Below are 21,728 nucleotides of genomic sequence, written 5' to 3' on the forward strand. Positions count from 1 at the left end.
CATCAGCTGAGAGCTTCCAGCAAAGACCTCACGTCCGCCTCGTTGTTGTAAATGGACGGCGAAACCCGCATACGCCTCGGGTTCAGTGAAACATCGACATTAGCCCGCTTCAGCTTTGCCGCCGTGCCTGCATCATCCTTCACGGAAAAGCTGACGATCGCTCCTTGCGCGTCAGCTGGCGTAATGCACTCATAGCCAAGTTGCGGCATCTCCTTGCGCAGCATTGCGTTCAGCCCATGCACATGCTGTTGGATGTTGGAAACACCAAGTTGCTGGATCCACGGAAGCGAATAACTAAGCGCGGCCAACACGGCATTAGCGTAGGTGCCGGTTTCAAAGTAGCCCGCAGCAGTATGCAGCTGATCAAACGTCGCCGGAAAAGGACCAGGCGTGTCACCAGGAAAGGCATGATACTCGATGTCCGAGAACTGGCGGTAGCTCCACTGCGTGCGCTGAAGAGTAGGCAGGATATCCGCGCGAGCGTACAGAAAACCGAGACCGAAGTCGCCCATGAGCCACTTGTAACTTGCGCTCGCGAGAAAATCGACACCTGCACTCCGTACATCGATTGGCACACAACCGGCCGCTTGCACAGAGTCCACAAAAAGGCGCGCGCCATGAGCATGAGCAAGAGACGCAAGCCAGCCTACGTCATGGGTGAAGCCGTTAATCATCGAAACCCACGAAACCGCAATAAGCCGCGTGTTCTGATCGACCACCTTCTCAATATCAGCCTTGTCGATAGACCAGCCCTGATCAGTAATGTGCGGCTTGACGATACGAACATCTACGCCTCGCCTCTTTAGCTCGGTATAGAGATAAAGCGATCCCTCAAAGTGCAGCGCCTCCGTGACAATGTTGAAGTTGCCGGGCTGTGTTAGACCCAGCGCGCTGACCACGAGGTTCTCACCGGTAGTAGTGCTTTGAACGAAGGCAATTTCGTTAGGCGTGGCATGGATCAACTTCGCAAACGACTCTCGAACCAGGATAGAAATTGGACTGGTAATGCCATTCTGATTCCAGATGCCACGTGACTTGTATTCGAGATAATCCTCCGTCGCCTTGCGGGCAGCGATCGAAAGCGGATGCCAGCGGGCGTTGTTCAGGCATATCTCAAACTGCTGCGTGACAAATGCATCGCGCACCGGCAGCCCGGTCTCAGAGCTGGTGCCAGTCACGATCGGCTGCGAAATACCGCTGTGGGTAGTAACGAGGGCCGCGGGAATAACCTTGACGAATGACCGGCGCGTAACCTTCACGCAGACAGTGTACGGGCATCACCAACCACGTTCAACGATACATTTCCATCCCATCTGAAAACTTACCTGCTGCCCATCTCCTGCAACCGATAAATCCGGAAATTCTCTCTCTGGCGCATCGTGCTGATGCTCTTATTACCGTAATCTTTGACTGCACTGCCGCAACCACGCTCTTGAGATGGCAAAATGAACAGGAGCCTAAGAACGCGATAGTGGTTAGCCTTGACGCAATCTTGACGCGGTATTGCGTGGTTAAATCATTTTCAAAGACTGTTAGCAAAGAGGAATCGGATGCAGATAGGAAATGCTTGTCGTCTTTTTCTGGTTGTTTCGGCTGCATTTGCAGCATCGGCCCTGTATGTCTCAGCACAGGTTCCAACCCCAATTTCCGTTCTGGGGCATAATCCTGGAGACGACTACTATCTGGCCAACTACGAAGAAGAGATCCAATACTTTCATGCGTTGGCGGCGCATTCCGACCGCATCAAGATGTTTACCGTGGGCAAGACCACCGAGGGCCGCGATATTGAGATTGCGGTGATTTCCTCCCCGGAAAATCTTGCCAAGCTGGACGAGTACAAGGCCGATACAAAGCGGCTATCCACGGCGCAGGGGCTGAATGACGCGTCGGCGAAAGCTCTGGCTCAGCAAGCCAAGGTCATCGTACATATCGACGGAGGGCTGCACTCAAGCGAGGTAGCGGGGCCGCAGCACTCAATGGTGCTGGCGTATAAGCTGCTCTCGGCACAGGGTGATCCGGAGATCGACAGAATCCTGAGCAATGAAATTCTTTTGCTCTATCCGACGCTAAATCCGGATGGACAGGACATGGTCGTCTCGTGGTACCGCAAAAATCTCGGAACCCGATTCGAGGTGAGCCCCATGCCATGGCTCTTTCAGGACTACGTCGGGCACGACAACAATCGCGACGGCTACATGCTCAACATGAAAGAGTCGCAGGTAGTGACGAAGACAGAGTTGGAGTACAGCCCAGCCATCTTCTACTGCCAGCACCAGACGGCTCCCTTTCCAGCGCGCATCTGGATTCCACCATTCTCTGACCCTATCTCTTCGAACATCAGCCAGTATGTGCGCAGTTGGTTCAACGTCATCGGCACAGACATGACGGCCTATCTGAACGAGCACCAAATGCCGGGCGCGATCAGCGAATCGCAATTCGATAACTGGTATCCCGGGTTTGTCGACTATGCAGGATCATTCCGCAACGAGATTTCGTTCTTCACAGAAACCGCTCTTTACCGCTACGCAACGCCGCGGTTTTATACGGTCGACGAGTTTCCCAAGGATCGCCAAGACCTGAAGGCGCTGACGATGTATACCACTCCATGGCAGGGCGGGTGGTGGCGCTTGAAAGACGCGGTCGATTACATGGTGGCAGGCTCCATGTCGGTTCTGGACACGGCGGCGCGATATAAGGAAACTCTGCTCTACAACCAATACCAGGCGGCTCGCGACAACATTCAGCACTACCAGCAATCCCCTCCATTCGCCTATGTGATTCCCAGCGTGCAAAGAGATGTGCCAGAAGCTGCACAACTCGCCAACATCATGTTGGAAAACGGCCTCACCATCAACGAGACGACGGCCGGATTCACAGCCAACGGGCGCGAATACCCTACCGGCTCCTGGGTGATCCTCATGAACCAGCCATACTCTTCCCTGGCCCAGGAACTATTCGAGATCCAGCGCTATCCAGCCGCAATGGATACCGGAGCTACCAAAGCCGTCGATCTGCCCTACGACGTCACAGGCTGGACACTGCCGCTGCAAATGGGTGTTCAGGTAGATGCGGTGTCAGACCCGATTACGCCGGCCCAGTTGAGCGCTCTGAAGCAGGTCACTCAGATTGATTCACCTGCCGCGAAAGTCGATGGCACCGGAACTGAATTCGTGCTGAGCCATGAGGCCAATGCCAGCTTCCGCGTTGTGAACGAAGTGCTAGCGAATGGTGGATCGGTCGCCTTTGACAACGACGAAGTAAAAACACCCGAAGGCACCGAGACAGGCGCGCTGGTAGTGAGCGGGATAAGCCGCAGCACGGTGACGGACTTGACCTCAAAGTACGGCGCATCCGCGCTGGCCCTGGATAAAGCTCCAGCACATCAGACAGCAATTCATAAGGCGCGTGTGGGCTTGTACAGGCCCTGGAATGCTTCGATCGATGAAGGCTGGACGCGGTGGATTCTGGAGCAATACGGTTACAAGCCGATCAGCCTCTACAACGCGGATATGCGCTCCGGTGGGTTAAAGGATCGCGTCGATGTGCTGATCCTCCCGGACATGAGCGCGCGGCAACTGGTCAATGGGTTCAATACTGGGATCGTTCCCGGGGAATATGCAGGTGGCCTCAACGAAGAAGGACTGGCGAACGTGCGCGACTTCGTACGCCAGGGTGGAACACTCGTAGCCTTCAATCAGACAGCGGCAACACTGATTCCTCTCTTATCGCTGCCAGTGAAGAATGTACTGGAGGGTGTCAAGAGCGATAAGTTCTTCTGCTCTGGAGCACTGTTGCGAGTCGACCTGGAATCTCCCGAAAGGCCGGCAACCCTTGGCCTGCCTGGTGAGCCCACAGTGATGTTTGAGAACGGTCCAGCGTTCGAAACGCAGTCCGGTTTCAAAGGTGCGGTGCTGGCACGATATCCCAAGGATACGAATCCACTCGAGAGCGGACTACTGCTACATCCAGAAGCGATCGAGGGGAAGATTGCTGCACTTGAGGTCCCCTACGGCAAAGGACACATCTTCCTCTACGGATTTAAGCCGCAATGGAGAGCTCAATCGCACGGAACGTATAAGTTCTTCTTCAATCTCTTGTACAAGTACGAGCAGCCTCCATACCCGGCAGAGAAACCCGCAGCTACTGTAGCGGACAAGCAAAAACAGCCGCAGTAGGCCAACATTCACCCGAGTCGGATTTGTCTCATGAAAGAACTTGCGCGAGCGGGCCGGAGGGCGCACAAACAGGTTCCTTTCCTCACGCCACTGCGCCAGCCCGGTGGCCGCGCGTCCGGTTCCCGCGCCTCATCTTCCACACAGCAAACGCAAGTCCCAGCACCATCACCGCGCCATAGATCCACAGAATTGTGGAAGACCAGCTCGCAGTCTGCTGATTCCACTCATGAATAAAATGGCGGCCAAAGCTTACACCGAGCCACGCCAGCAGCCCATACCGCATGACTCGCGCCACGCCAAACGCCAACAGAAAACGGCCTCGCGGCACTTTGAGCGCCCCAGCAGCTAGCAGAAAGGGAGTCAGCGGAATCGGCGGCGGCAAGATTGCCGATACCGCCACCGACCACGCTCCATGCTTTTTAACCCATCCGTTGATCTTGCTCAGATATTTCTTCGGAACATATCGTTCCAACGCGACTTCGCCGCCCTTTCGTCCTGCGCTCCAGGTCAAATAGCCGCCTACAAGCGATCCCACCACAGCCACCGCTGGATAAACGATCACCCATAGCCCCGACGAAATGCGCCGTACAACAAGCAGAATCAGCAAAAAATCCGTGCTTCCCGGCACCGGCAACGGAATCACCGACGAGTCCACGATAGCCACGGCAAACAGCCCTACTCCACCCAGGCTGACCAACCAGCGCAGCCACGGCGAAGAATGCCTCCCGGCATGACGTGCGGCATGTTGCGCTGTCTGCGCTCCTGTCTGAAGCAACCACAGGCTCATCCAGTGTTCCTTTCAGCACAGGCTATATAGTGCTTTCCTAAGCCAAATTAGATGCATTCTCCAGCAATCCGCTTACATCCAATAAGCCGGCACGCATGATTCATACTTTGTGATTCAAAGGATGATCCGGATCGGATCGATCCTCGTTACCCGGATTTCCATCCGGATACGCTATTCTGACCGCAGAGGTTTTCGCGCAGCACTGGCAGCCATCGCAACAGCACCGGATTTAAAAGAGCACGCGTCCTGATGCCCCTTGCCCTCGAAAAGATCGACATAGTCGCCAAGCGCATGGTCCTGGCCGTGCAGGATTACTCCATCTTCTGCTGGCAATCCGTCGCCAATCTATTCCGCACCCCGAAATACTGGGGCGACGTTCTGCAACAGGCTGACCTCATCGGCGTCGGCTCAGTGCCCATCGTCGTCCTCACCGGATTCTTCACCGGCGGCGTGCTTGCCCTGCAATCGGCCCAATCCCTCGCTCAGTTCGGAGCCCAGGCCTACACAGGCCGCTTCGTTTCGCTTTCCATGATTCGCGAGCTGGCCCCCGTGCTCACCGGCCTCATGGTTTCAGGACGTAACGCCGGAGGCATGGCCAGCGAGCTCGGCTCCATGCAGGTAACAGAGCAGATCGACGCCATGCGCGCCCTCGGCACCGACCCAATGAAGAAGCTGGTCACGCCACGCATGCTCTCGACGGTGGTGATGCTCTTTCTGCTCACTATCATCTCCGACACGCTCGGCACCGCCGGCGGCGCTTTTGTCTCGGTCTTCATCAACAACCAGAACGGCACGCAATACTTCACCTCTGCCTACCAGGCGCTGGCCTATGCCGACATCGCGCAAGGCCTCACCAAGCCCCTTTTCTTCGGCTTCATCATCGCCACTATCGGTTGTTTCTTCGGCATGCGAACCACAGGAGGTACGCAAGGAGTAGGCCGATCCACCACGCAGGCAGTCGTCGTTTCGTCCATCCTGATCATCTTCGTCGACTTCCTGCTCAGCCGCGCCATGCTCTGGATCTTCTCGGGGTTCTAGGCCAATGGCATACTCCGTACAGTTCGCTCACGAACCAGCTTCCGCTCACGGAAGCTCGGAGCCGGTCGTAGTCTTCGAACACGTCTCAATCGGCTTCAATGATCTGAAAGTCCTCAAGGACGTCAGTTTCCAGGTAGGACCCGGCGAAACCCGCATCCTGCTCGGCCCCGCAGGCGTTGGCAAGAGCGTCCTGCTCAAACTGGTCAACGGCCTGCTGCGCCCCGACTCAGGCCGCATCCTCCTTTTCGGCGAAGACATTACACACATGACCGAGCGAGAGCTTTTTCCCTTGCGAACACGCACCGGCATGGTCTTCCAGGAAGGCGCGCTCTTCGACTCGCTCGCCGTGCGCGACAACGTCGGCTATCAGCTTATGGAGCGTCACAAGCCCGTCGACGAGGTTGACCGGCGCGTGCGCGACTCGCTGCGTTTCGTCGAGCTCGAGCACACCTACGATCTGCTGCCCGCATCGCTCTCTGGAGGCATGCGCCGCCGCGTCGCCATCGCCCGCGCCATCATTGACCAGCCCGACCTCATCCTCTACGACTCACCCACAGGCGGCCTCGATCCTATCACTTCCACCACCATCATCGAGCTCGTCGTCAAAGAACGCGATGTACTCGGCACACCATCCCTGCTCGTCACGCATCGCCTGCAGGACGCGTTCACCATGGTCACGCACCGCTTCGACCAAACTCAAAACAAGATGGTTCCCCTGCCGCACGGCCAGATAAACGCCAAAACCAGCTTCCTCGTGCTCCATGATGGAAAGCTCATCTTCGACGGGACAACCGCCGAACTGATCACCAGCCAGGACCCGTTTATCAAGGAGTTCCTAGCTTAGAGAGATTGCGATAAAACAATACTGTCCGTTGAGCCTATTTCCTGGCCAGAGGAAAATATACAGTTCTCCATTAAACTAGCTCATGCGCAAAATCCAGATTACCCTTGATGACGATCTCTGGAATGCTCTCAAGACCCGTGCAAAAGCCGAGAAAACAAGCGTCTCCGGACTACTCCGCATCGCGGTAAAGGAGAAATACCTCAATTCTTTCGAGCGGCGTAAAGTTGCTATGGAGGCAATCGTCGGTCTCTGGAAGGATCGCCCTGAATTCGATGATGTAGATGCTTATATCCGCAGATTGCGCGATTGTCGCCGTCGGCGGAGATACTCGGTTACTGAAACCCCATGAAGCAGCTCACCTTCTACTGATCCCGCCTTCCCCTCGCCGCCTGCAACCTGCTACCCTCAATCGTTTGGGCCGGCGCATATTTGCCTCTCTTCCTGCGCCGCCGCAATCGAAGCAGAAAGGCCGCCATCATGGGCTTCAAATTCCAGAACGTAGACTTCCTCAAGTTCGATACCCTGCTCAATGAAGACGAGCGCCTCGTCCGCGACACCGCCCGCGCCTTTGTCGAAGACAACCTCGTTCCCATCATCGAAGACTGCTTCCGTGAGGGCCGTTTCCCACGCGAGCTCGTTCCACAGATGGGCGAACTAGGCTTCTTCGGAGCCAACCTGCACGGCTACGGCTGCGCCGGCATGTCCAACGTCGAATACGGCCTCGTCATGCAGGAGCTCGAACGCGGTGACTCCGGCTTCCGCAGCTTCGTCAGCGTCCAGTCCGCGCTCGTCATGTATCCCATCTACACCTTCGGCTCCGAGGAGCAGAAGCAGAAGTGGCTCCCCGACCTCGCCTCCGGCCGCAAACTCGGCTGCTTCGGCCTGACTGAACCCGGCTTCGGTTCCAACCCCGGTGGCATGACCACCCGCGCCCGCAAAGTCGGCGACGAGTACATTCTCAACGGCGAAAAGATGTGGATCACCTCCGGCAATATTGCCGACGTAGCCATCATCTGGGCCAAGGTCGTCGATGATCCCGAGCCCGGCAAAGAAACCGTCCGCGGCTTCCTCGTCGAAACCGATCGCCCGGGCTTCCGCGCCGACGAAGTGCATGGCAAGTGGTCGCTGCGCGCATCTGTTACGTCAGGTCTCTCGCTGCAGGATGTGCACATCCCGGCCAGCAATCTGCTTCCCGGCTCAGGTGGTCTCAAGAGCCCGCTCATGTGCCTCAATCAAGCCCGCTACGGCATCAGTTGGGGAGCCATCGGCGCAGCGATGTCCTGCTACGACACGGCGCTCCAATATGCCAAAACCCGCAAGCAGTTCCGCAACGAGCCCATCGCCAGCCATCAGCTCATCCAGGAAAAGCTGGTATGGATGATCAGCGAAATATCGAAGGCACAGTTGCTCTCACTGCACGCCGGCCGCCTCAAGGATGCAGGCACACTCACTCACGAGATCATCTCACTCGCCAAGCGCAACAACGTCTGGATGGCTCTCGAATGCGCCCGCATGGCGCGTCAGGTACTCGGCGCCAACGGCATCACCGAGGATTACCCCATCATGCGCCACATGATGAACCTCGAATCCGTCATTACCTACGAGGGCACACACGACATCCACGCCCTCATCATCGGCGGGCATATTACAGGAAGCCCTGCATTCTAATGGAATCGCGAGTCATACGATTTCTTGCAGAATTTTTCTGAATTCTTTCGGAATCACCACTTTATTAAATCGAGGAACAGCTCCGTTACGAATGCCTGGTATGGCTGCAATGAGAACAGCTTCCAGGAGCGCTATCTCCGAATCAGAGTTTTTGGCTCTCTCGACAAGCACAAAAGCGGAAAAGAAGTTCCATCCTTGAAAGTGCTTGCTGGTAGTTTTATTCGCATGCGAATGCAAGCGTGAGATTAAACGAGTCGCTCGGCCAACGTACACAGGCGTATCTGCGTGATACAGGATATACACTCCCGGGCGTTCAAGTTGCGAAACGGTCTGACGAATTAAGAGTTGATTGCCATTCTTGGCCCCCAAAAATTCCCTAGGCCATTTTTTAATCAATTCAAAGTCAGGGTAGATAGATTTTGGCATGACGGAATGCTAGCACGATGTCCACGCCCTGATCATCGGCGGCCACATCACCGGCAGTGCGGCATTCTGAGCACGAGTGCTGACCCGCGATAAGCAGGTCAGCAAAAGCACAATACTCAATGCTTCTTGAAGTACTGCACTTCACGCTCATGCTGCTTGGCTTGCTCCATCGTGGAGAATGTGCCAAGGTTGCGGCGTTTGCCGGTTGAGGCGTCCTTCTTCCTCGAATACAGCCGATATTCTCCGGATTTGAGTTTGCGTATCATGTCCACAATAGATGCCGTTGCTATTTGCTTTGCCGCCCGAAACAGCAGTATTAGTGCGCACCCGCCGGAGCCCTGCCATGCTTCACCTTCTGGAAGAGCCACACCAACCCCACGCACGCAAAGCACAATAAGGCGGTCCATCGAAACACATCGATAAACGCCCACAGCAGCGCCTGCTGCCCCAGCTCGTGATACAGCTCCCCGCGAGCTTGCGGCAGTGCATTCGCAGGATTCACGAAGTGCCCTAGATAGCGCCCCAGCTCCGAGGTTTGATTCTGAAACCACTGTTGCGGGCGTGCCACATAGTTCGTAATTTCGTTCTGATGAGAGTCTGACCGCCGCGTCAGCATTGTCTGCGAAATCGAGATCCCAATCGATCCACCCACATTGCGCAGCAGATTGAAGATCCCGCTCGCATTGCCGATTTGTTCATTCTTCAGCGTCCCATAAGACTGCGTTGTAATGGGCACAAAGACAAAGCTCAAGGCAAAGCCGGTGATCATAATGGGCCACAACAATGTCCAGGGACCGATATCCAAAGTGACTCCGCCAAAGATCAAGGAAGTAATGCCAAATACCACAAAGCCAAAGGTCAGCAGATAACGTGCATCCACCTTCTGACTAAGATAGCCAATCACTGGCATGGCAATGATGGCGCCGATACCACGCGGAAACACCGCCAGGCCTGCAGTAAACGCTGTATATCCCAGTAGTTCCTGATAGAAAAGCGGAAGGATAGTGATCGTCGAATAGACCGCCACTCCAAACATCGCTATCAGCAGACACCCGGCGGCAAAGTTTCTGTCTTTGAAAATGCGTATGTTCACCAGCGGTGTTTCCGAGCGGAAGGAATGAATGACAAACCACACCAGCGCCACACTCATTGCGGCCACTGCATAGCGAACCCAAATCGCCCCAAACCAGTCAACTTCCTGTCCCTTGTCCAGCACCACCTGCAGGCAGCCAGTCCACACAATCAGCAGGCCAAAGCCAAGATTGTCGAACTTCGGCGCCTTCGCGTCTTTGATGTAAGACGGATCATGCACAAACCGTCCGATCATGAACGCCGCAAGAATGCCTACCGGAATATTGATATAGAACGCATACCGCCAACTATAGGTATCAGTCAGCCATCCACCCAGCGTTGGTCCGATGACAGGCGCCACCACCACGCCAAAGGCAAATACGGCCATCGCCATACCGCGCTTCTTCGGCTCAAAACTTTCCAGCAGAATTGCCTGCGATAAAGGCTGCAGCGCGCCACCGCCCGCTCCCTGCACCACCCGCGCCAGCAGGATGAAACCGAGCGATGGCGCCGCCCCACAAAAAAAAGAAGCGACCGTAAAAATAATCACGCAAATAACGAGAAATCGCTTGCGTCCAAAGCGAATCGCAAACCAGTTACTCGCGGGAAGAATAACGGCATTCGCAACCAGATAGCTTGTCAGCACCCAAGTCGCTTCATCAGTCGAGGCTGACAAGGACCCCGCGATATAAGGCAGCGCCACGGAGGCGATGGCTGTATCCAGCACCTCCATAAACGTGGCCAGCATGACCGACACAGCAATCAGCCACGGCGAAACCCCAAAGGTCTGTACCTGCTGATCGGGATTCTCCGGCATCTGCGCAGCGCCTCTCGTTGTGGCGCTACCTGCGCCGGCGCATCTTACGCTTCTCTTAAGTAGTACCTACGCCTCTGTCTTGCTAAGATTCTAACCTCTAGTCTTAAGACGATCGCTGACGGCGCTTGGCTGCGCTCTTGGCCTGTCTCGACAAAGCTGCATGACTCGCCGAACTCTTCGGTTCGCGCTTCATCGCTTTCATGCGAGCCTTGCTGCGCGGAGTCGATCCCTCTTTATGAGAACGCGGAGACCGCTGCCCTTTCTCATAATCCTTCTCGGCTTTGCTGCGTGTTTCGCCGCTGGTCTTGCCTTCCGCGGGTGGCTTTACAGGAATGCCTGCTCTGCGCGCTTTGCTTAGTCCAATGGCAACTGCCTGCTTTGCAGACCACGCTCCATGTTTGCCTTTACGCACATGTTCAATCTCTTCGTGCACAAACTCACCGGCCGCCGTCGAGGGTGACTTGCCTTCCTTCAGATCGTTCTTCGCTTTTCTCGTAGTCCGTTCTTCCGGCATGATCTCGATCCCTCCTGCATAGCTTCGGATGCTGATGATTCCCATGCAGATGCCTCTAAGCTATGCATCAGGCATAGAGCCTCCGCGAAAGACCGTGTTTGCGTGGGAACTCGTTTCGGCATGCTTTCGGCGACCAAATGGGAGGGAGCAGCAGCCTTCAGGCTGCTGAATGCAAGGCAACCATGGAAGTGGCTTTAGCCACGGACCATTGGAAATAGACCTCTATCTCTTCGGCCTGAGTTCTCACGCACACACCTTAAGCCCCGTGAGAAAACTGCCGGGAAATATCCCACTATTCGAAGACAGAAGACTTCCGCTTCGCCAGCCTGGTTTTTACTTTTTCGAGGCTTTCTATATAGCGTGCTGACTTACGACCCAGCAATCCTTCTTCCAGCGCCTTCTTATAACCGCCCAGATAGATCGTGTATAAGACTGCAAAGGCGCAGCCAACCCCAAACATGAATCCAAGAATCAGTCCGAAGAGGGCAGAGATGCCAAATTCACTCATAGTGGAAGCCTTCCTGTTCCTTCCCTGTTGCCTTTCTCTACTTAACAGGAGCCCCGCAAAAAGCAGAGCGGCAAATCAGATAATAACCACAAGTTCCGAATAAGCCGCTAAGTGAGAATCTGCAGTGAACAGCCGCAACTGTTCAACGATTGCCTGCCCGACCAGCAGCCGGTCAAAGGGGTCGCCGTGATGTGGTGGGAGATTCACAACTTCCTTTGCATGCAACGCAGAAACCGGCAACTCGACAAAACCATTCGCCTGCATCTCCTCTACCAGAACCGAAGGATCGGCCCTCAGCTTTCCCAGCCGTACTTTGATGGATATTTCCCAGATGGATGCGGCAGAAACAAAGATCGCCCTGGCATCGTCGAGCATTGCTCGTGTCTTAGGAGTCAGCCGTGGATCGCCGGTTGTCAACCACAGGAACACATGGGTATCGAGCAGTATTCGCACGCTTAGGCCTCAGGCTTTATCAAGAAGTCTTCCGGCAGCGGCGCATCGAAATCATCCGCAATCCACACTTTTCCTTTGAGAGATCCATAACGGATGGCTTTCTTTTGAGGCTCTAGCTTTGTCAGCCGGGCCACTGGCTTCCCGGCGCGAGCAATGATGGTGTCCTGCCCTTGCTCGGCAAGCTCCACCAGCTTCGAGAGCTGCGTTTTGGCTTGGAAAATATTCACAGTAGACACGAAAACCCCCGAACCTAGCCAAACTTAGCTAAGCTTAGCATGTTTTCGTTTAGACCGCCACCACAAAGCTGTCTTCGGTCCGTGTCACCGCGTGGTACAGCGTATCCCGCTCCATCGGTACCCGCCCAGCCTCTGTAATCAGGCGGCAAAGCTCTTTGCGGGTCATTCCCTGCGGCGTCTTAGCCCCGGCGTCGTGATAGATCTTCTCCTCAATCACCGTTCCGTCCAGATCATCCGCACCAAAACGCAAAGCTATCTGGGCTATCTTGGGAGTAAGCATCTGCCAGTAAGCCTTGATATGCGCAAAGTTATCCAGTAGCAATCGACTGACCGCGATCTGTCGTATGTCCGTCAGTCCGGTAGTTACCGGCAGATGATCCATCGGCGTATTTTCTGGATGAAACGCCAGCGGAATGAAGGTCTGGAATCCACCCGTCTCGTCCTGCACATTGCGCAGACGCAGCAGATGATCGACGCGATCCTCATTGTTTTCGATATGCCCGTACAGCATCGTCGCGTTCGACCGGAAGCCCATCTTATGCGCGAGTCGCGCCGTATTCAGCCACTCGTCGCCATCGATCTTGTGGTCGCAGATGAAGCTCCGCACGCGCGTCGCAAAAATCTCCGCGCCGCCGCCGGGCATCGAGTCCACGCCAGCCTCGCGCAGCTTCAGCAGTGTCTCTTCAATGGTGAGCTTGGCACGTCTCGCCAGAAACGCCACCTCCACCATCGTGAAGGCCTTGATATGCACCTTGGGAAAACGAACCTTGAGACCGCTCACCAGATCGAGGAAATACTCAAGCGGCAAATCCGGATGCAGCCCGCCAACGATATGAAACTCTGTCACAGCCTCGCTGTAACCCGAGGCAGCCGTCTCCCACGCTTCCTCAAGCGCCATCGTGTATCCGGACGGATCGCCCTTTTTACGCCCGAAAGCACATAGCCTGCATGCCGCCACGCACACATTCGTCGGATTAATATGGCGGTTGACATTGAAGTACGTCACATCGCCGTGCATCCGCTCGCGCACATGATTTGCCAGCCAGCCCACAGCTAACACGTCGCTGGAGCCGTACAAAGTCAGGCCGTCGTCGAAGCTCAGCCGCTCCCCGGCAAACACCTTCTCTGCAATAGGCTCAAGGCGGGCATCGTACGTACGAAATGGCGAACGAGAGGACACGACAGGCTCAACACTCATAGTTAGATGATACTCAAAGCCTGCCGCTCGCTTCATTCAATTCCCACATAGGAACCTGACGGAGCCACAAGCCGACTTAAGGCTCTGAAAGAGCAGGTTTTACCCTTGAATCACCCGAATGTTGGGCATTCTGCTTGAGAGCCGGATTTTGCTCCTTGGCTAAACTTGCTTTGGGCACTTCCGGCTTTTCAGACTTTGGCTGCATCAGAACGCCGTTCTGCAGCGACGCCGCAAACGCAACCCCGCCCGCCGTCCGCGCCATGAACAGCCTGTACCCGGTAGGGAGACGCGTGTACAGCAGCGTAGCCGGATCTATCGAATAGAGATATTCGCTAATTCGCGAGGTCGCCAGCATCTTGCCGCTGCGCATATCAAAGGCAAGATCGCCTACGTCACGCGCCGGCACCTTTTCAAGCCAAAACCATGTCTTGCCCTTGTCGCGAGAAAAGTAGATGCCATCCCCCGCGCCAATCCAGAACGATCCATCCTTGGAGAAGGCAATCGTGTGAATATCCTTAATCCGCGACGGAATCCCCATCGGGTCCCAGGTCTGTCCGTGATCCCTGGAATAGACCACCCCCTGCCGCCGCGCCGCGAGCATCTCTCCATCCCATACAGCAACCGTAATGTAGTCGGACGAGCCCATCACCAGTCCGCCCTGCCAGGTCATTCCTTTATCCGCACTGGTAAAAAGCCCCTCTGCAGTCGCCGCCAGCCACACATTCCCTGAGAGATCAAACGCCATCACGCGCGATCCCATCTCGCGCGCTGGAAGCGTCACCGTCTCAAGCCGGTTCACCTTATGCCCGCCGATATTTTCGGAAACCACTTTGCTTCCGGTATTGACGATGCTGCTTGTCATCGTCCATCGCGGCGCGCCGCCAGCCCCTTCTTCCAGCATGAAAATGCCATGACTCGTGCCGGCAAGAACAGTGCCATCGTTCGACTGGGCCAGCGTGAAAACATCGCGGCCATCCAGTCCATTGGCAATCTGGTTCCAGCTGCCGCCGCCATCCACCGTTTCAAACACGCCACCGTAAGCCTTGTCATTCACGATGCCTGCAAGAATGCGCCCTGTGCCGCGATTGTCGGCCACAAGCGCCTCTACCTTACGCGCGGAAAAACCCTGGTTCGACTCGGCAAACGTGGAGCCTCCGTTGTCGCTCGCTAGCACGCCTCCGCGATCCGTAGCCAGAAGAATCCTGCCCGGTTTTGCAGGATCAAGGTAGATGTCATTGACGACAACGTCATCTCCCGTCAGCCTCTGCCACTCATGTCCGCTGTCCCGCGTACGGTATAAACCCTCCGTCGTGCCTGCGTAGACAATTTCTCGATGATTCGGATCCTGCATCAGCACTCGTGTGCGTCGCGCGGTAGACGGAATTCCCTGCACTTTGTGGAACAGATCGCCCGCATCCTCGCTTTTATAGATCCCCGAGCAGGCGCTGGCATACACCACACTGGGATGTCTAGGATCGATGATGATCGAGAAGACATCCGAGTCGTCGATGACGCCTTTCTTGATATTCCGCCAGTGCTTGCCATCGTCGCTGGTCTTCCACGGCAGATGCCACGTTCCGGCATAGATAATTCCCGGATTGCGAGGATCGATCGCCAGCGACTCAACCTCGTGAATCTCATGGCTGCCCGCGGGACTGATGAGTTCCCAGGTCGTCCCGTGATCGGTGCTGCGATAGACGCCCTCCAGCGAACCGGCAACCAGAACATTCGGATCGGAAGGCGCTTGGGCCAGCGAGCGGATGGACTGTCCCTTCAGCGCCGGAATCGCCTTCCAGGTCTCACCGGCGTCGTGACTGACATAAACTCCGCCATCCACGCGATCTACACGATGAACACCGGCATATAGAGTTCGCGTGTCCGATGCGTCCACGACGATATCGTCTACCAGCAAACCGCCATCGCCATCCGGGCCATCCACCCGGCTCAGTCGCTTCCAGGTAAGACCATCGTCCGTCGATTCGAAGACCCAGCTATCGGCATCGCCCAGGTAAACATGCCCCGGCTCTCCAGGAACGGCAGTAAACGACCGCACGTCGCCCCCAAATGGCCCAATCGAGCGCCACGGCGCCTCGGCGCGCGCAATGAGCGCACCCGCCGTCATTGCGGAAACACAGGCCACAGCGATCAAACCGCGATTTAACCCCGGCGATGCAGGCCAACGAGACTTGAAAAAGAACAACGGAACTCCGTTTGAAACACAAAATAGGCCGCTCACACCATCAGCGCCATGCAATTAAGTCCAAACCTGGCCAGATTGCATATTTCCATCATAAGTCGGGTTTCACTGATTCTCGTGCAAGAAAATGGGCGGAGACTCAATCGAGTCTCCGCCCACGTCGCGAAAGAAACCTGCTACGGTTTACTTCGTTTCTGCTGCCTTTTTGTGCGCGTGATGACGCTCGGCCAGCGGCTTGCGAGGCTGTGCCTTCACATCACCGGTGTACTGCGTTGCACCATTTGCATTGAAGGTTGCGCCAGACGGTACCAGATAATCTTCCACCGTCTTGCCATCGGTTGTGCCCGTGTAGAGCGTAATGCGGGAAGCATCAATGCCCTTCTCGGTCACCAGGTAGTCCTTGGCATTCACCGCGCGCTGAGCCGCAAAGTCTTCCGGCTGCTCGTTCTTGCGGTGGTGATGCTTCGGCGGGTTCTTCTCATCGGCGGTCGACTCGCCAACGATCGACAGCGAGGCATCGGACTTGCTCTGCAGAGTCAGCGCGATGTCGTCAAGGCAGGCCTTGGCTTCGTTGTCTACGCGGGTCGGACGCTTCTTGTCCTTGTCAAAGGTCAGCGAGCAGAGCGAAGACTGCGTCGGCGGAGGAGCAACATAAGGCTGCTCGATCGTGATCGGCGTAGTTGCGCTTGCTGTCTGGCCCTTATCGTCTGTGACCGTGCAGGTGACTGTTACCGAGCCTGCAGGTGCGCCAGCCGAAGAGTAGGTCGCCGTGTTGCCCGTACCGCTCACCGAACCGGCAGTGGCCGAGTAGCTGTAGGTCAGAGGACGGTTCTGCGGGCTTACGCCAGTCGCGGTAATCGTGCTCGAATCACCCGGCTTGATCGTCGTCGGATTCGCCGAGCAGCTAACTGTCGGAGGCTCAAACTGCTTGACCGTAAAGTTCGCCGAGCAGTCTGCCGACTGGCCCGCCTTCGGACCTTCCGAAACATTGCCGTGCACCGTGTAGCTGCCCGGAGCAAGCGAGGTGGTGTCGATCTTCGCCGTAGCGTCCGAACCGCTGATGCCGTTGACGCCGGTCCATGTGTACGTCACCTTCTTCTTCGGGTTCAGCATCTCTGCCGTGCCCGAAACCGTGATCGGTTCGCCCGGATAGACAGAAGACGGGTTGACCGAGCAGGCATAGGTCACAGGTGGCACGTAGATTTCGCCGACATGGAGCACGATGCCAGCGCTCAGGCGTGCCGCGTTGATGTTCGCACGGCCGCCGTACACGACAGGACCGAAGTCCGCGTGCATGTACTGGTAATCCGCCTGAAACAGACGAATTGCAAGGTGATGGTTAAACAGCGGTGTGTTGTAGTCCATACCGCCGCCAACCGTCAACGATGGGCCCCAGGTCATCGGCTCATGATCAGGACCGCCAATATCGGCTGCACCCACGAGAGCATGAGCAAACGGGGTGATATCGCTGGTCGGATAACGGAAGATCAAACCAGCCGCCGGAAGAATGAAAGTATCGTTGTTGCCGCAATCAGACTGCGTAGCGCCACACTTGTGGACACTCACTTCCGCCTGTGCGCCAATGTACCGGTTAAAGTAATACGCTCCGCTTCCGATCGCTCCCCAGTTCACCGACTGATAAGAGAAGGGCAATGTCTGCCCGGAATTCGGCTGAAGCGCTTCGACCGTGCCATGCGGGGCAAGATAGCTATAGCCAAGGAAGATATCCCAGCGGGATGCAGAATCCGCTGGGGGCTTCGCCGCAGGCTTATCCTGCGCGAGTGCAGCAAACGGCAGCATGCATGCAGCAGCCGCAACTGCGAGAATTTGTTGTTTCGTCACACCAAGTTTCATTCGATTTCCTCCGCAACCATGCCCGAAAGATCCGAAGATCTTCCAGGCGTGCAAAACCCTTCAATTGTTGAAACCCGCATGATGCTATGCGGGCAGTCAATTCATTTGATACAGAATCAAGCCCTTATCGTTACATCAATCCCAAATTAACATAGGGATAATCCCGGAACGTAAAATTCTTGAATGAGTTGCCATATCAATCAACGTTTGGCAACCAGCTCCGGTAACAGGCAAAACATCCGTTTAACTTATTGATCTCTCTCAGCGCTTATAAAATTTACTCGGCACCAAGGGATGTTTACCCAACGTTTAACGTGCGTTTCAGACTTCCGCGTTCGTGCTGAATCTTTTCTTGAAGCAGCGTGATTGCATACAGTAACTGCTCTGGCCGCGGCGGACAACCAGGCACGTAAACATCTACGGGGATAACCTGATTAACACCCTGCACCAAAGCATAATTATTGAAGACGCCGCCGGAGGTCGCGCATGCTCCCATCGAGATAACCCACTTGGGCTCTGGCATCTGTTCGTAAAGCCTGCGAATCACAGGGGCCATCTTTTGCGACACGCGCCCCGCGATGATCATGAGATCCGATTGTCTTGGAGATGGCCGGAAGACTTCAGCGCCAAAACGAGCGATATCGTAGCGCGATGCTCCCATCGACATCATCTCGATGGCGCAACACGCCAAGCCAAAAGTCATCGGCCAGATGGAACTTTTGCGTATCCAGTTAACGGCGAAATCCAGCGAGGTAAGAAACACACCCTCAGGCTGCTCATAGCCGTAACTAACCTCGCGTACTTTCGCACGGTTGATGGCACTGCTCTCGAGAGATCCGAAAAGATATCGGTCTTTTTCCTGCCCCGTACCCCGATTGCTTTCCGGACTACTTCCGCCGCTCGCTCCCGCCATGCCTCTAGTATACGACGCATCCACCAGATTCAAAATTTTTTCAGCATTTGTTTCGTTATTTGAAATTCCCCGAAACGTATCATTCAGCGCATTTTGCTCTCACGCCCCTCAGCTGAGAAGGCATCTTCCACGAACCCGGCAACCACAAATCAATTGCAAAACGCATCCATCGCAACTGACCGCGTGCGCTCGCAACAGCGTTCTGTTCATTGCTGTGAGGAACATTGTGTAAGTGCTGCGTCCACGCCTGCGCAAACAATGGCGGGTCGGCAATTCCGGGAACGATGTGCGCATCTTCCACGTGCAACTGCCCGCTTCCCTGCCGTGCCGATCCCAGTAGAGCAAGCAGTTGCGCACTTGCCTTATTGCGCTCAGCATCGCTCCTTTGTCCAATCGACATCACCTGCGCATGTAACTCGCACGCTCGCGTTAAATCCTCCTGCATCGTCAGAAACCGGAAATGCCTAGGCTCCCACGCAATGGCATCCTGCGCCCGCATGCCATAGGTCGTAGCAATCTCCCGCGCATTCAGCGAGCCATACGGAGGCGTAGCCAGCAACAGCGCGTCCGGATACGTCTCTGCTCCAACTCGATTCACCGCCAAGTCCCACCCACGAAAAACTTTCCCATCTGAAATCGCATTGCCTGAGACAGGCCCTGACACTGGCCCAGACACAGGAATGACCTGCAGCACCCAACCTTCACCCAGCGAAGCGCTCCAGCTCTTACCTTCAACAACTTCGCCCTGCAGCGACACATGCACGCAGTCCTGGGCCGCCGGATTTTTCGCAGCGCTCTGCGCATGCGCCAGCGCCACATCGAGCAAACTCATCATCGCGATCACCATCCACAGCAGGCAACATGGGATACCATGCAAACACAGCTTCCATTTCCACATCTCTCACACAACCTCGCTGGCCGGCCATCAGATCTTTTTTTTGAACACAACCCATTGTTTTCTCAAGCATCGCAGGCGAGACTCGTAAAAACTTCGTAATACACCGATTGCATTTCTGGCGCTTCTCAATACAATCAACCGATAATGAGACCCAAATTTTCCCTTCGAGCCTTCCTCCTATTGTGTCTAACGACAGCGGGCATCATTCTGCTGCCAGTTTCCGCACTGGCGCAGGCTAGCTCGCCGGCACCGCCGGCCTCAACACAAGACCAGATCACAGCATTGCAGAACGCCGTCACCAGCGCACAAAGTGCAGGCGACAACGCCTGGATGCTCACCTCCGCCGCGCTTGTGCTCATGATGACCGGCCCTGGCCTGGCGCTCTTCTATAGCGGTCTCGTCCGCCGCAAAAATGTACTCGGCACCATGATGCAGAGCTTCGCCATGATGGGCGTTATCTCCTTGCTCTGGGCGCTCGTCAGCTACTCGCTCGCTTTTGGCCACGGCACCAGTTTCATTGGGGGCTTAGAACATCTATTCCTCAAAGGCGTGGGTGCCGCGCCCGACGCCGACTACGCAGCGACCATCCCCCACCAGACCTACATGATCTACCAGCTCATGTTTGCCATCATCACCCCGGCGCTCATCTGCGGAGCATTCGCCGAGCGCATGAAATTCAGCGCCATGCTGGTCTTCCTTTCCCTCTGGTCCATCATCGTGTATGACCCAATGGCGCACATGGTCTGGGGCGTCGGCGGCCTGCTCAACGCGGCTGGCGGCAAATTCCCCTGCCTCGACTTCGCCGGCGGCACAGTCGTTCACGTCACCTCCGGTGTATCAGCGCTCATCACCGCGCTTTATCTCGGTAAACGCGTCGGGTACCCCAAGACAGCCATGCCGCCGCATTCCATGGTGCTCAGCTTCATCGGCGCATGTTTGCTGTGGGTAGGCTGGTTCGGATTCAACGCCGGCTCTGCCCTGGCAGCCAACGGCCTTGCCACCAGCGCCTTCGTCGCGACTCACTTCGCCGCCGCAGCAGCAGCCATAAGCTGGTCGGTGGCCGAATGGATTCACAACGGCAAGCCCACCGCGCTCGGCGCTATCTCCGGCGCGGTCGCAGGCCTCGTCGCCATCACACCAGCGTCAGGCTTCGTCGAGCCCATGCCCGCCATCCTCATCGGACTCATCGCGGGCGTCTTCTGCTTCTTCATGGTCTTCAAGGTCAAGGCCATCTTCGGCTATGACGACTCACTCGATGCCTTTGGCGTGCACGGCGCGGGCGGCACACTCGGCGCTATCCTCACTGGCATCTTCGCGACCGCAGCCGTCAATCCCATCTTCGGTAAGGACGCGCAAGGCCACCTGCTTCCTACCGGCGGCATGGACGGTAACTGGCATCAGGTCGTCAACCAGATCGTCGGCATCGCCATCGCATGGGTTATCTCCATCGTAGGCACCGTCATCATCCTCTTCCTCGTCGACAAAACCATCGGCCTGCGCGTCTCTGCACACGACGAGAACGAAGGTCTGGATCTCACACAGCATGGTGAAGAAGGCTACGAGTTTGGCGCATAACTCACGTCATAAGCATGTTTGCTGCATCACACAGCGGCAGCAGCTATCGCGTAGTGGGCGGCTCTATGAGGCCGCCCGGGTCACTACTTTGCTAACTTCGTGGGATTGCGTATCCCGTCAGAAGAACTGATACCCTAAACACCGTTATTGCGAGTAGACCTCGCACAAGGATTTCCCGGCTATGCAAAAGATCGAAGCAGTTATCCAACCTTCCAAGCTCGACTCGGTAAAAGACGCCCTGCTCGAAGCCGGCATCGAAGGCATGACCATCCTCGAAGCCCGCGGCCACGGCCGCCAGAAGGGCCACACCGAGTTTTACCGTGGCCGCGAATACACCGTCGATCTCCTGCCCAAGGTCAAGATCGAAATCGTCGTTCCCGACGCACTCGCCGAGAAGACCATTGCCGCCATCATCGGCGCAGCCCGAACCGGCAAAATCGGCGACGGCAAAATCTTCGTCACCCGCATCGACGACGCCATCCGCATCCGCAACGACGAGCGCGGCGAATCGGCTCTCTGATTTGTTGCATCCCACGAGTGTCGATTCTTCGACGGA

Annotated in this window: 20 protein-coding genes; 7 read left to right on the forward strand and 13 right to left on the reverse strand. The window is 56.1% G+C overall.

Annotated elements, in window-relative coordinates:
• Positions 1 to 2 precede the first annotated feature (2 nt).
• Positions 3 to 1,259: an aminotransferase class V-fold PLP-dependent enzyme gene (locus tag OHL22_RS02155; protein WP_263332712.1), complete on the reverse strand. Its 1,257-nt coding sequence runs from the start codon at positions 1,257 to 1,259 to the stop codon at positions 3 to 5.
• A gap of 291 nt (positions 1,260 to 1,550) precedes the next feature.
• Between OHL22_RS02155 and OHL22_RS02160 the strand changes: the two genes are divergently transcribed.
• Positions 1,551 to 4,175 (forward strand): M14 family metallopeptidase, encoded by a 2,625-nt coding sequence (locus tag OHL22_RS02160; RefSeq protein WP_263332714.1) that lies wholly within the window; start codon positions 1,551 to 1,553, stop codon positions 4,173 to 4,175.
• Positions 4,176 to 4,257: 82 nt separating this feature from the next.
• Here the strand turns inward: OHL22_RS02160 and OHL22_RS02165 are convergent, their stop codons facing one another.
• Positions 4,258 to 4,962, reverse strand: coding sequence for a YqaA family protein (locus OHL22_RS02165; protein ID WP_263332717.1), 705 nt, complete (start codon positions 4,960 to 4,962; stop codon positions 4,258 to 4,260).
• A 249-nt stretch (positions 4,963 to 5,211) separates the two neighbouring features.
• Between OHL22_RS02165 and OHL22_RS02170 the strand changes: the two genes are divergently transcribed.
• The 4 genes from OHL22_RS02170 (at position 5,212) to OHL22_RS02185 (ending at position 8,512) form a co-directional block, all read left to right on the forward strand.
• Positions 5,212 to 6,000, forward strand: a complete 789-nt coding sequence (locus OHL22_RS02170; protein ID WP_263332719.1) for an MlaE family ABC transporter permease — start codon at positions 5,212 to 5,214, stop codon at positions 5,998 to 6,000.
• Between the two features lie 4 nt (positions 6,001 to 6,004).
• The gene (locus tag OHL22_RS02175; RefSeq protein ID WP_263332721.1) at positions 6,005 to 6,844 is read left to right on the forward strand and encodes an ABC transporter ATP-binding protein; all 840 of its coding nucleotides are present in this window, start codon (positions 6,005 to 6,007) and stop codon (positions 6,842 to 6,844) included.
• 82 nt (positions 6,845 to 6,926) lie between these two features.
• Positions 6,927 to 7,193 carry a ribbon-helix-helix protein, CopG family gene (locus OHL22_RS02180; protein ID WP_263332723.1) on the forward strand — a complete coding sequence of 89 codons (267 nt, stop codon included), beginning with the start codon at positions 6,927 to 6,929 and terminating at the stop codon, positions 7,191 to 7,193.
• Positions 7,194 to 7,321: 128 nt separating this feature from the next.
• Positions 7,322 to 8,512: an acyl-CoA dehydrogenase family protein gene (locus tag OHL22_RS02185; RefSeq protein ID WP_263332725.1), complete on the forward strand. Its 1,191-nt coding sequence runs from the start codon at positions 7,322 to 7,324 to the stop codon at positions 8,510 to 8,512.
• 12 nt (positions 8,513 to 8,524) lie between these two features.
• On the opposite strand, the gene OHL22_RS02190 is transcribed toward OHL22_RS02185, so the two are convergent.
• From OHL22_RS02190 to OHL22_RS02240, 11 genes are all read right to left on the reverse strand, one after another.
• Positions 8,525 to 8,938, reverse strand: coding sequence for a GIY-YIG nuclease family protein (locus tag OHL22_RS02190; RefSeq protein ID WP_263332726.1), 414 nt, complete (start codon positions 8,936 to 8,938; stop codon positions 8,525 to 8,527).
• Positions 8,939 to 9,254: 316 nt separating this feature from the next.
• The gene (locus OHL22_RS02195; protein WP_263332728.1) at positions 9,255 to 10,826 is read right to left on the reverse strand and encodes a DHA2 family efflux MFS transporter permease subunit; all 1,572 of its coding nucleotides are present in this window, start codon (positions 10,824 to 10,826) and stop codon (positions 9,255 to 9,257) included.
• Between the two features lie 103 nt (positions 10,827 to 10,929).
• Positions 10,930 to 11,340: a DNA-binding protein gene (locus OHL22_RS02200; RefSeq protein ID WP_263332729.1), complete on the reverse strand. Its 411-nt coding sequence runs from the start codon at positions 11,338 to 11,340 to the stop codon at positions 10,930 to 10,932.
• A 292-nt stretch (positions 11,341 to 11,632) separates the two neighbouring features.
• Entirely contained in the window at positions 11,633 to 11,848 is a 216-nt protein-coding gene (locus OHL22_RS02205) for a hypothetical protein (RefSeq protein ID WP_263332730.1), read from the reverse strand.
• Positions 11,849 to 11,923: 75 nt separating this feature from the next.
• Complete coding sequence (locus OHL22_RS02210) at positions 11,924 to 12,301, reverse strand: type II toxin-antitoxin system VapC family toxin (protein WP_263332731.1); 378 nt, start codon at positions 12,299 to 12,301, stop codon at positions 11,924 to 11,926.
• Between the two features lie 2 nt (positions 12,302 to 12,303).
• Complete coding sequence (locus OHL22_RS02215) at positions 12,304 to 12,537, reverse strand: type II toxin-antitoxin system Phd/YefM family antitoxin (RefSeq protein ID WP_263332732.1); 234 nt, start codon at positions 12,535 to 12,537, stop codon at positions 12,304 to 12,306.
• Positions 12,538 to 12,586: 49 nt separating this feature from the next.
• Positions 12,587 to 13,717: an aminofutalosine synthase MqnE gene (gene mqnE / locus OHL22_RS02220; RefSeq protein ID WP_396127103.1), complete on the reverse strand. Its 1,131-nt coding sequence runs from the start codon at positions 13,715 to 13,717 to the stop codon at positions 12,587 to 12,589.
• Positions 13,718 to 13,811: 94 nt separating this feature from the next.
• Entirely contained in the window at positions 13,812 to 15,935 is a 2,124-nt protein-coding gene (locus OHL22_RS02225) for a WD40/YVTN/BNR-like repeat-containing protein (protein ID WP_263332734.1), read from the reverse strand.
• 180 nt (positions 15,936 to 16,115) lie between these two features.
• Positions 16,116 to 17,786: an OmpA family protein gene (locus OHL22_RS02230; RefSeq protein WP_263332737.1), complete on the reverse strand. Its 1,671-nt coding sequence runs from the start codon at positions 17,784 to 17,786 to the stop codon at positions 16,116 to 16,118.
• A 298-nt stretch (positions 17,787 to 18,084) separates the two neighbouring features.
• A complete protein-coding gene (locus OHL22_RS02235) occupies positions 18,085 to 18,699 on the reverse strand; it encodes an NADH-quinone oxidoreductase subunit B (RefSeq protein WP_263332739.1) in 615 nt (204 codons plus the stop codon).
• Between the two features lie 79 nt (positions 18,700 to 18,778).
• Positions 18,779 to 19,576: a hypothetical protein gene (locus tag OHL22_RS02240; RefSeq protein WP_263332741.1), complete on the reverse strand. Its 798-nt coding sequence runs from the start codon at positions 19,574 to 19,576 to the stop codon at positions 18,779 to 18,781.
• Between the two features lie 165 nt (positions 19,577 to 19,741).
• Here OHL22_RS02240 and OHL22_RS02245 point away from each other — a divergent pair, with 165 nt between their 5' ends.
• Together OHL22_RS02245 and OHL22_RS02250 are read left to right on the forward strand one after the other, a co-directional pair.
• Positions 19,742 to 21,172, forward strand: coding sequence for an ammonium transporter (locus tag OHL22_RS02245; RefSeq protein WP_263332743.1), 1,431 nt, complete (start codon positions 19,742 to 19,744; stop codon positions 21,170 to 21,172).
• A gap of 181 nt (positions 21,173 to 21,353) precedes the next feature.
• A complete protein-coding gene (locus OHL22_RS02250; RefSeq protein WP_263332745.1) occupies positions 21,354 to 21,692 on the forward strand; it encodes a P-II family nitrogen regulator in 339 nt (112 codons plus the stop codon).
• The last annotated feature ends 36 nt before the right edge of the window (positions 21,693 to 21,728 follow it).

Source organism: Acidicapsa dinghuensis (assembly GCF_025685685.1).
GTDB lineage: Bacteria > Acidobacteriota > Terriglobia > Terriglobales > Acidobacteriaceae > Acidicapsa > Acidicapsa dinghuensis.

What these genes read in the sequence shown, in the direction of transcription:
- OHL22_RS02160 (WP_263332714.1), top strand. Translation starts at nt 1,551, where the DNA reads ATGCAGATAGGAAATGCTTGTCGTCTTTTTCTGGTTGTTTCGGCTGCA.
- OHL22_RS02165 (WP_263332717.1), bottom strand. Translation starts at nt 4,962, where the DNA reads ATGAGCCTGTGGTTGCTTCAGACAGGAGCGCAGACAGCGCAACATGCC.
- OHL22_RS02170 (WP_263332719.1), top strand. Translation starts at nt 5,212, where the DNA reads ATGCCCCTTGCCCTCGAAAAGATCGACATAGTCGCCAAGCGCATGGTC.
- OHL22_RS02175 (WP_263332721.1), top strand. Translation starts at nt 6,005, where the DNA reads ATGGCATACTCCGTACAGTTCGCTCACGAACCAGCTTCCGCTCACGGA.
- OHL22_RS02180 (WP_263332723.1), top strand. Translation starts at nt 6,927, where the DNA reads ATGCGCAAAATCCAGATTACCCTTGATGACGATCTCTGGAATGCTCTC.
- OHL22_RS02185 (WP_263332725.1), top strand. Translation starts at nt 7,322, where the DNA reads ATGGGCTTCAAATTCCAGAACGTAGACTTCCTCAAGTTCGATACCCTG.
- OHL22_RS02190 (WP_263332726.1), bottom strand. Translation starts at nt 8,938, where the DNA reads ATGCCAAAATCTATCTACCCTGACTTTGAATTGATTAAAAAATGGCCT.
- OHL22_RS02195 (WP_263332728.1), bottom strand. Translation starts at nt 10,826, where the DNA reads ATGCCGGAGAATCCCGATCAGCAGGTACAGACCTTTGGGGTTTCGCCG.
- OHL22_RS02200 (WP_263332729.1), bottom strand. Translation starts at nt 11,340, where the DNA reads ATGCCGGAAGAACGGACTACGAGAAAAGCGAAGAACGATCTGAAGGAA.
- OHL22_RS02205 (WP_263332730.1), bottom strand. Translation starts at nt 11,848, where the DNA reads ATGAGTGAATTTGGCATCTCTGCCCTCTTCGGACTGATTCTTGGATTC.
- OHL22_RS02230 (WP_263332737.1), bottom strand. Translation starts at nt 17,786, where the DNA reads ATGAAACTTGGTGTGACGAAACAACAAATTCTCGCAGTTGCGGCTGCT.
- OHL22_RS02235 (WP_263332739.1), bottom strand. Translation starts at nt 18,699, where the DNA reads ATGGCGGGAGCGAGCGGCGGAAGTAGTCCGGAAAGCAATCGGGGTACG.
- OHL22_RS02245 (WP_263332743.1), top strand. Translation starts at nt 19,742, where the DNA reads ATGAGACCCAAATTTTCCCTTCGAGCCTTCCTCCTATTGTGTCTAACG.
- OHL22_RS02250 (WP_263332745.1), top strand. Translation starts at nt 21,354, where the DNA reads ATGCAAAAGATCGAAGCAGTTATCCAACCTTCCAAGCTCGACTCGGTA.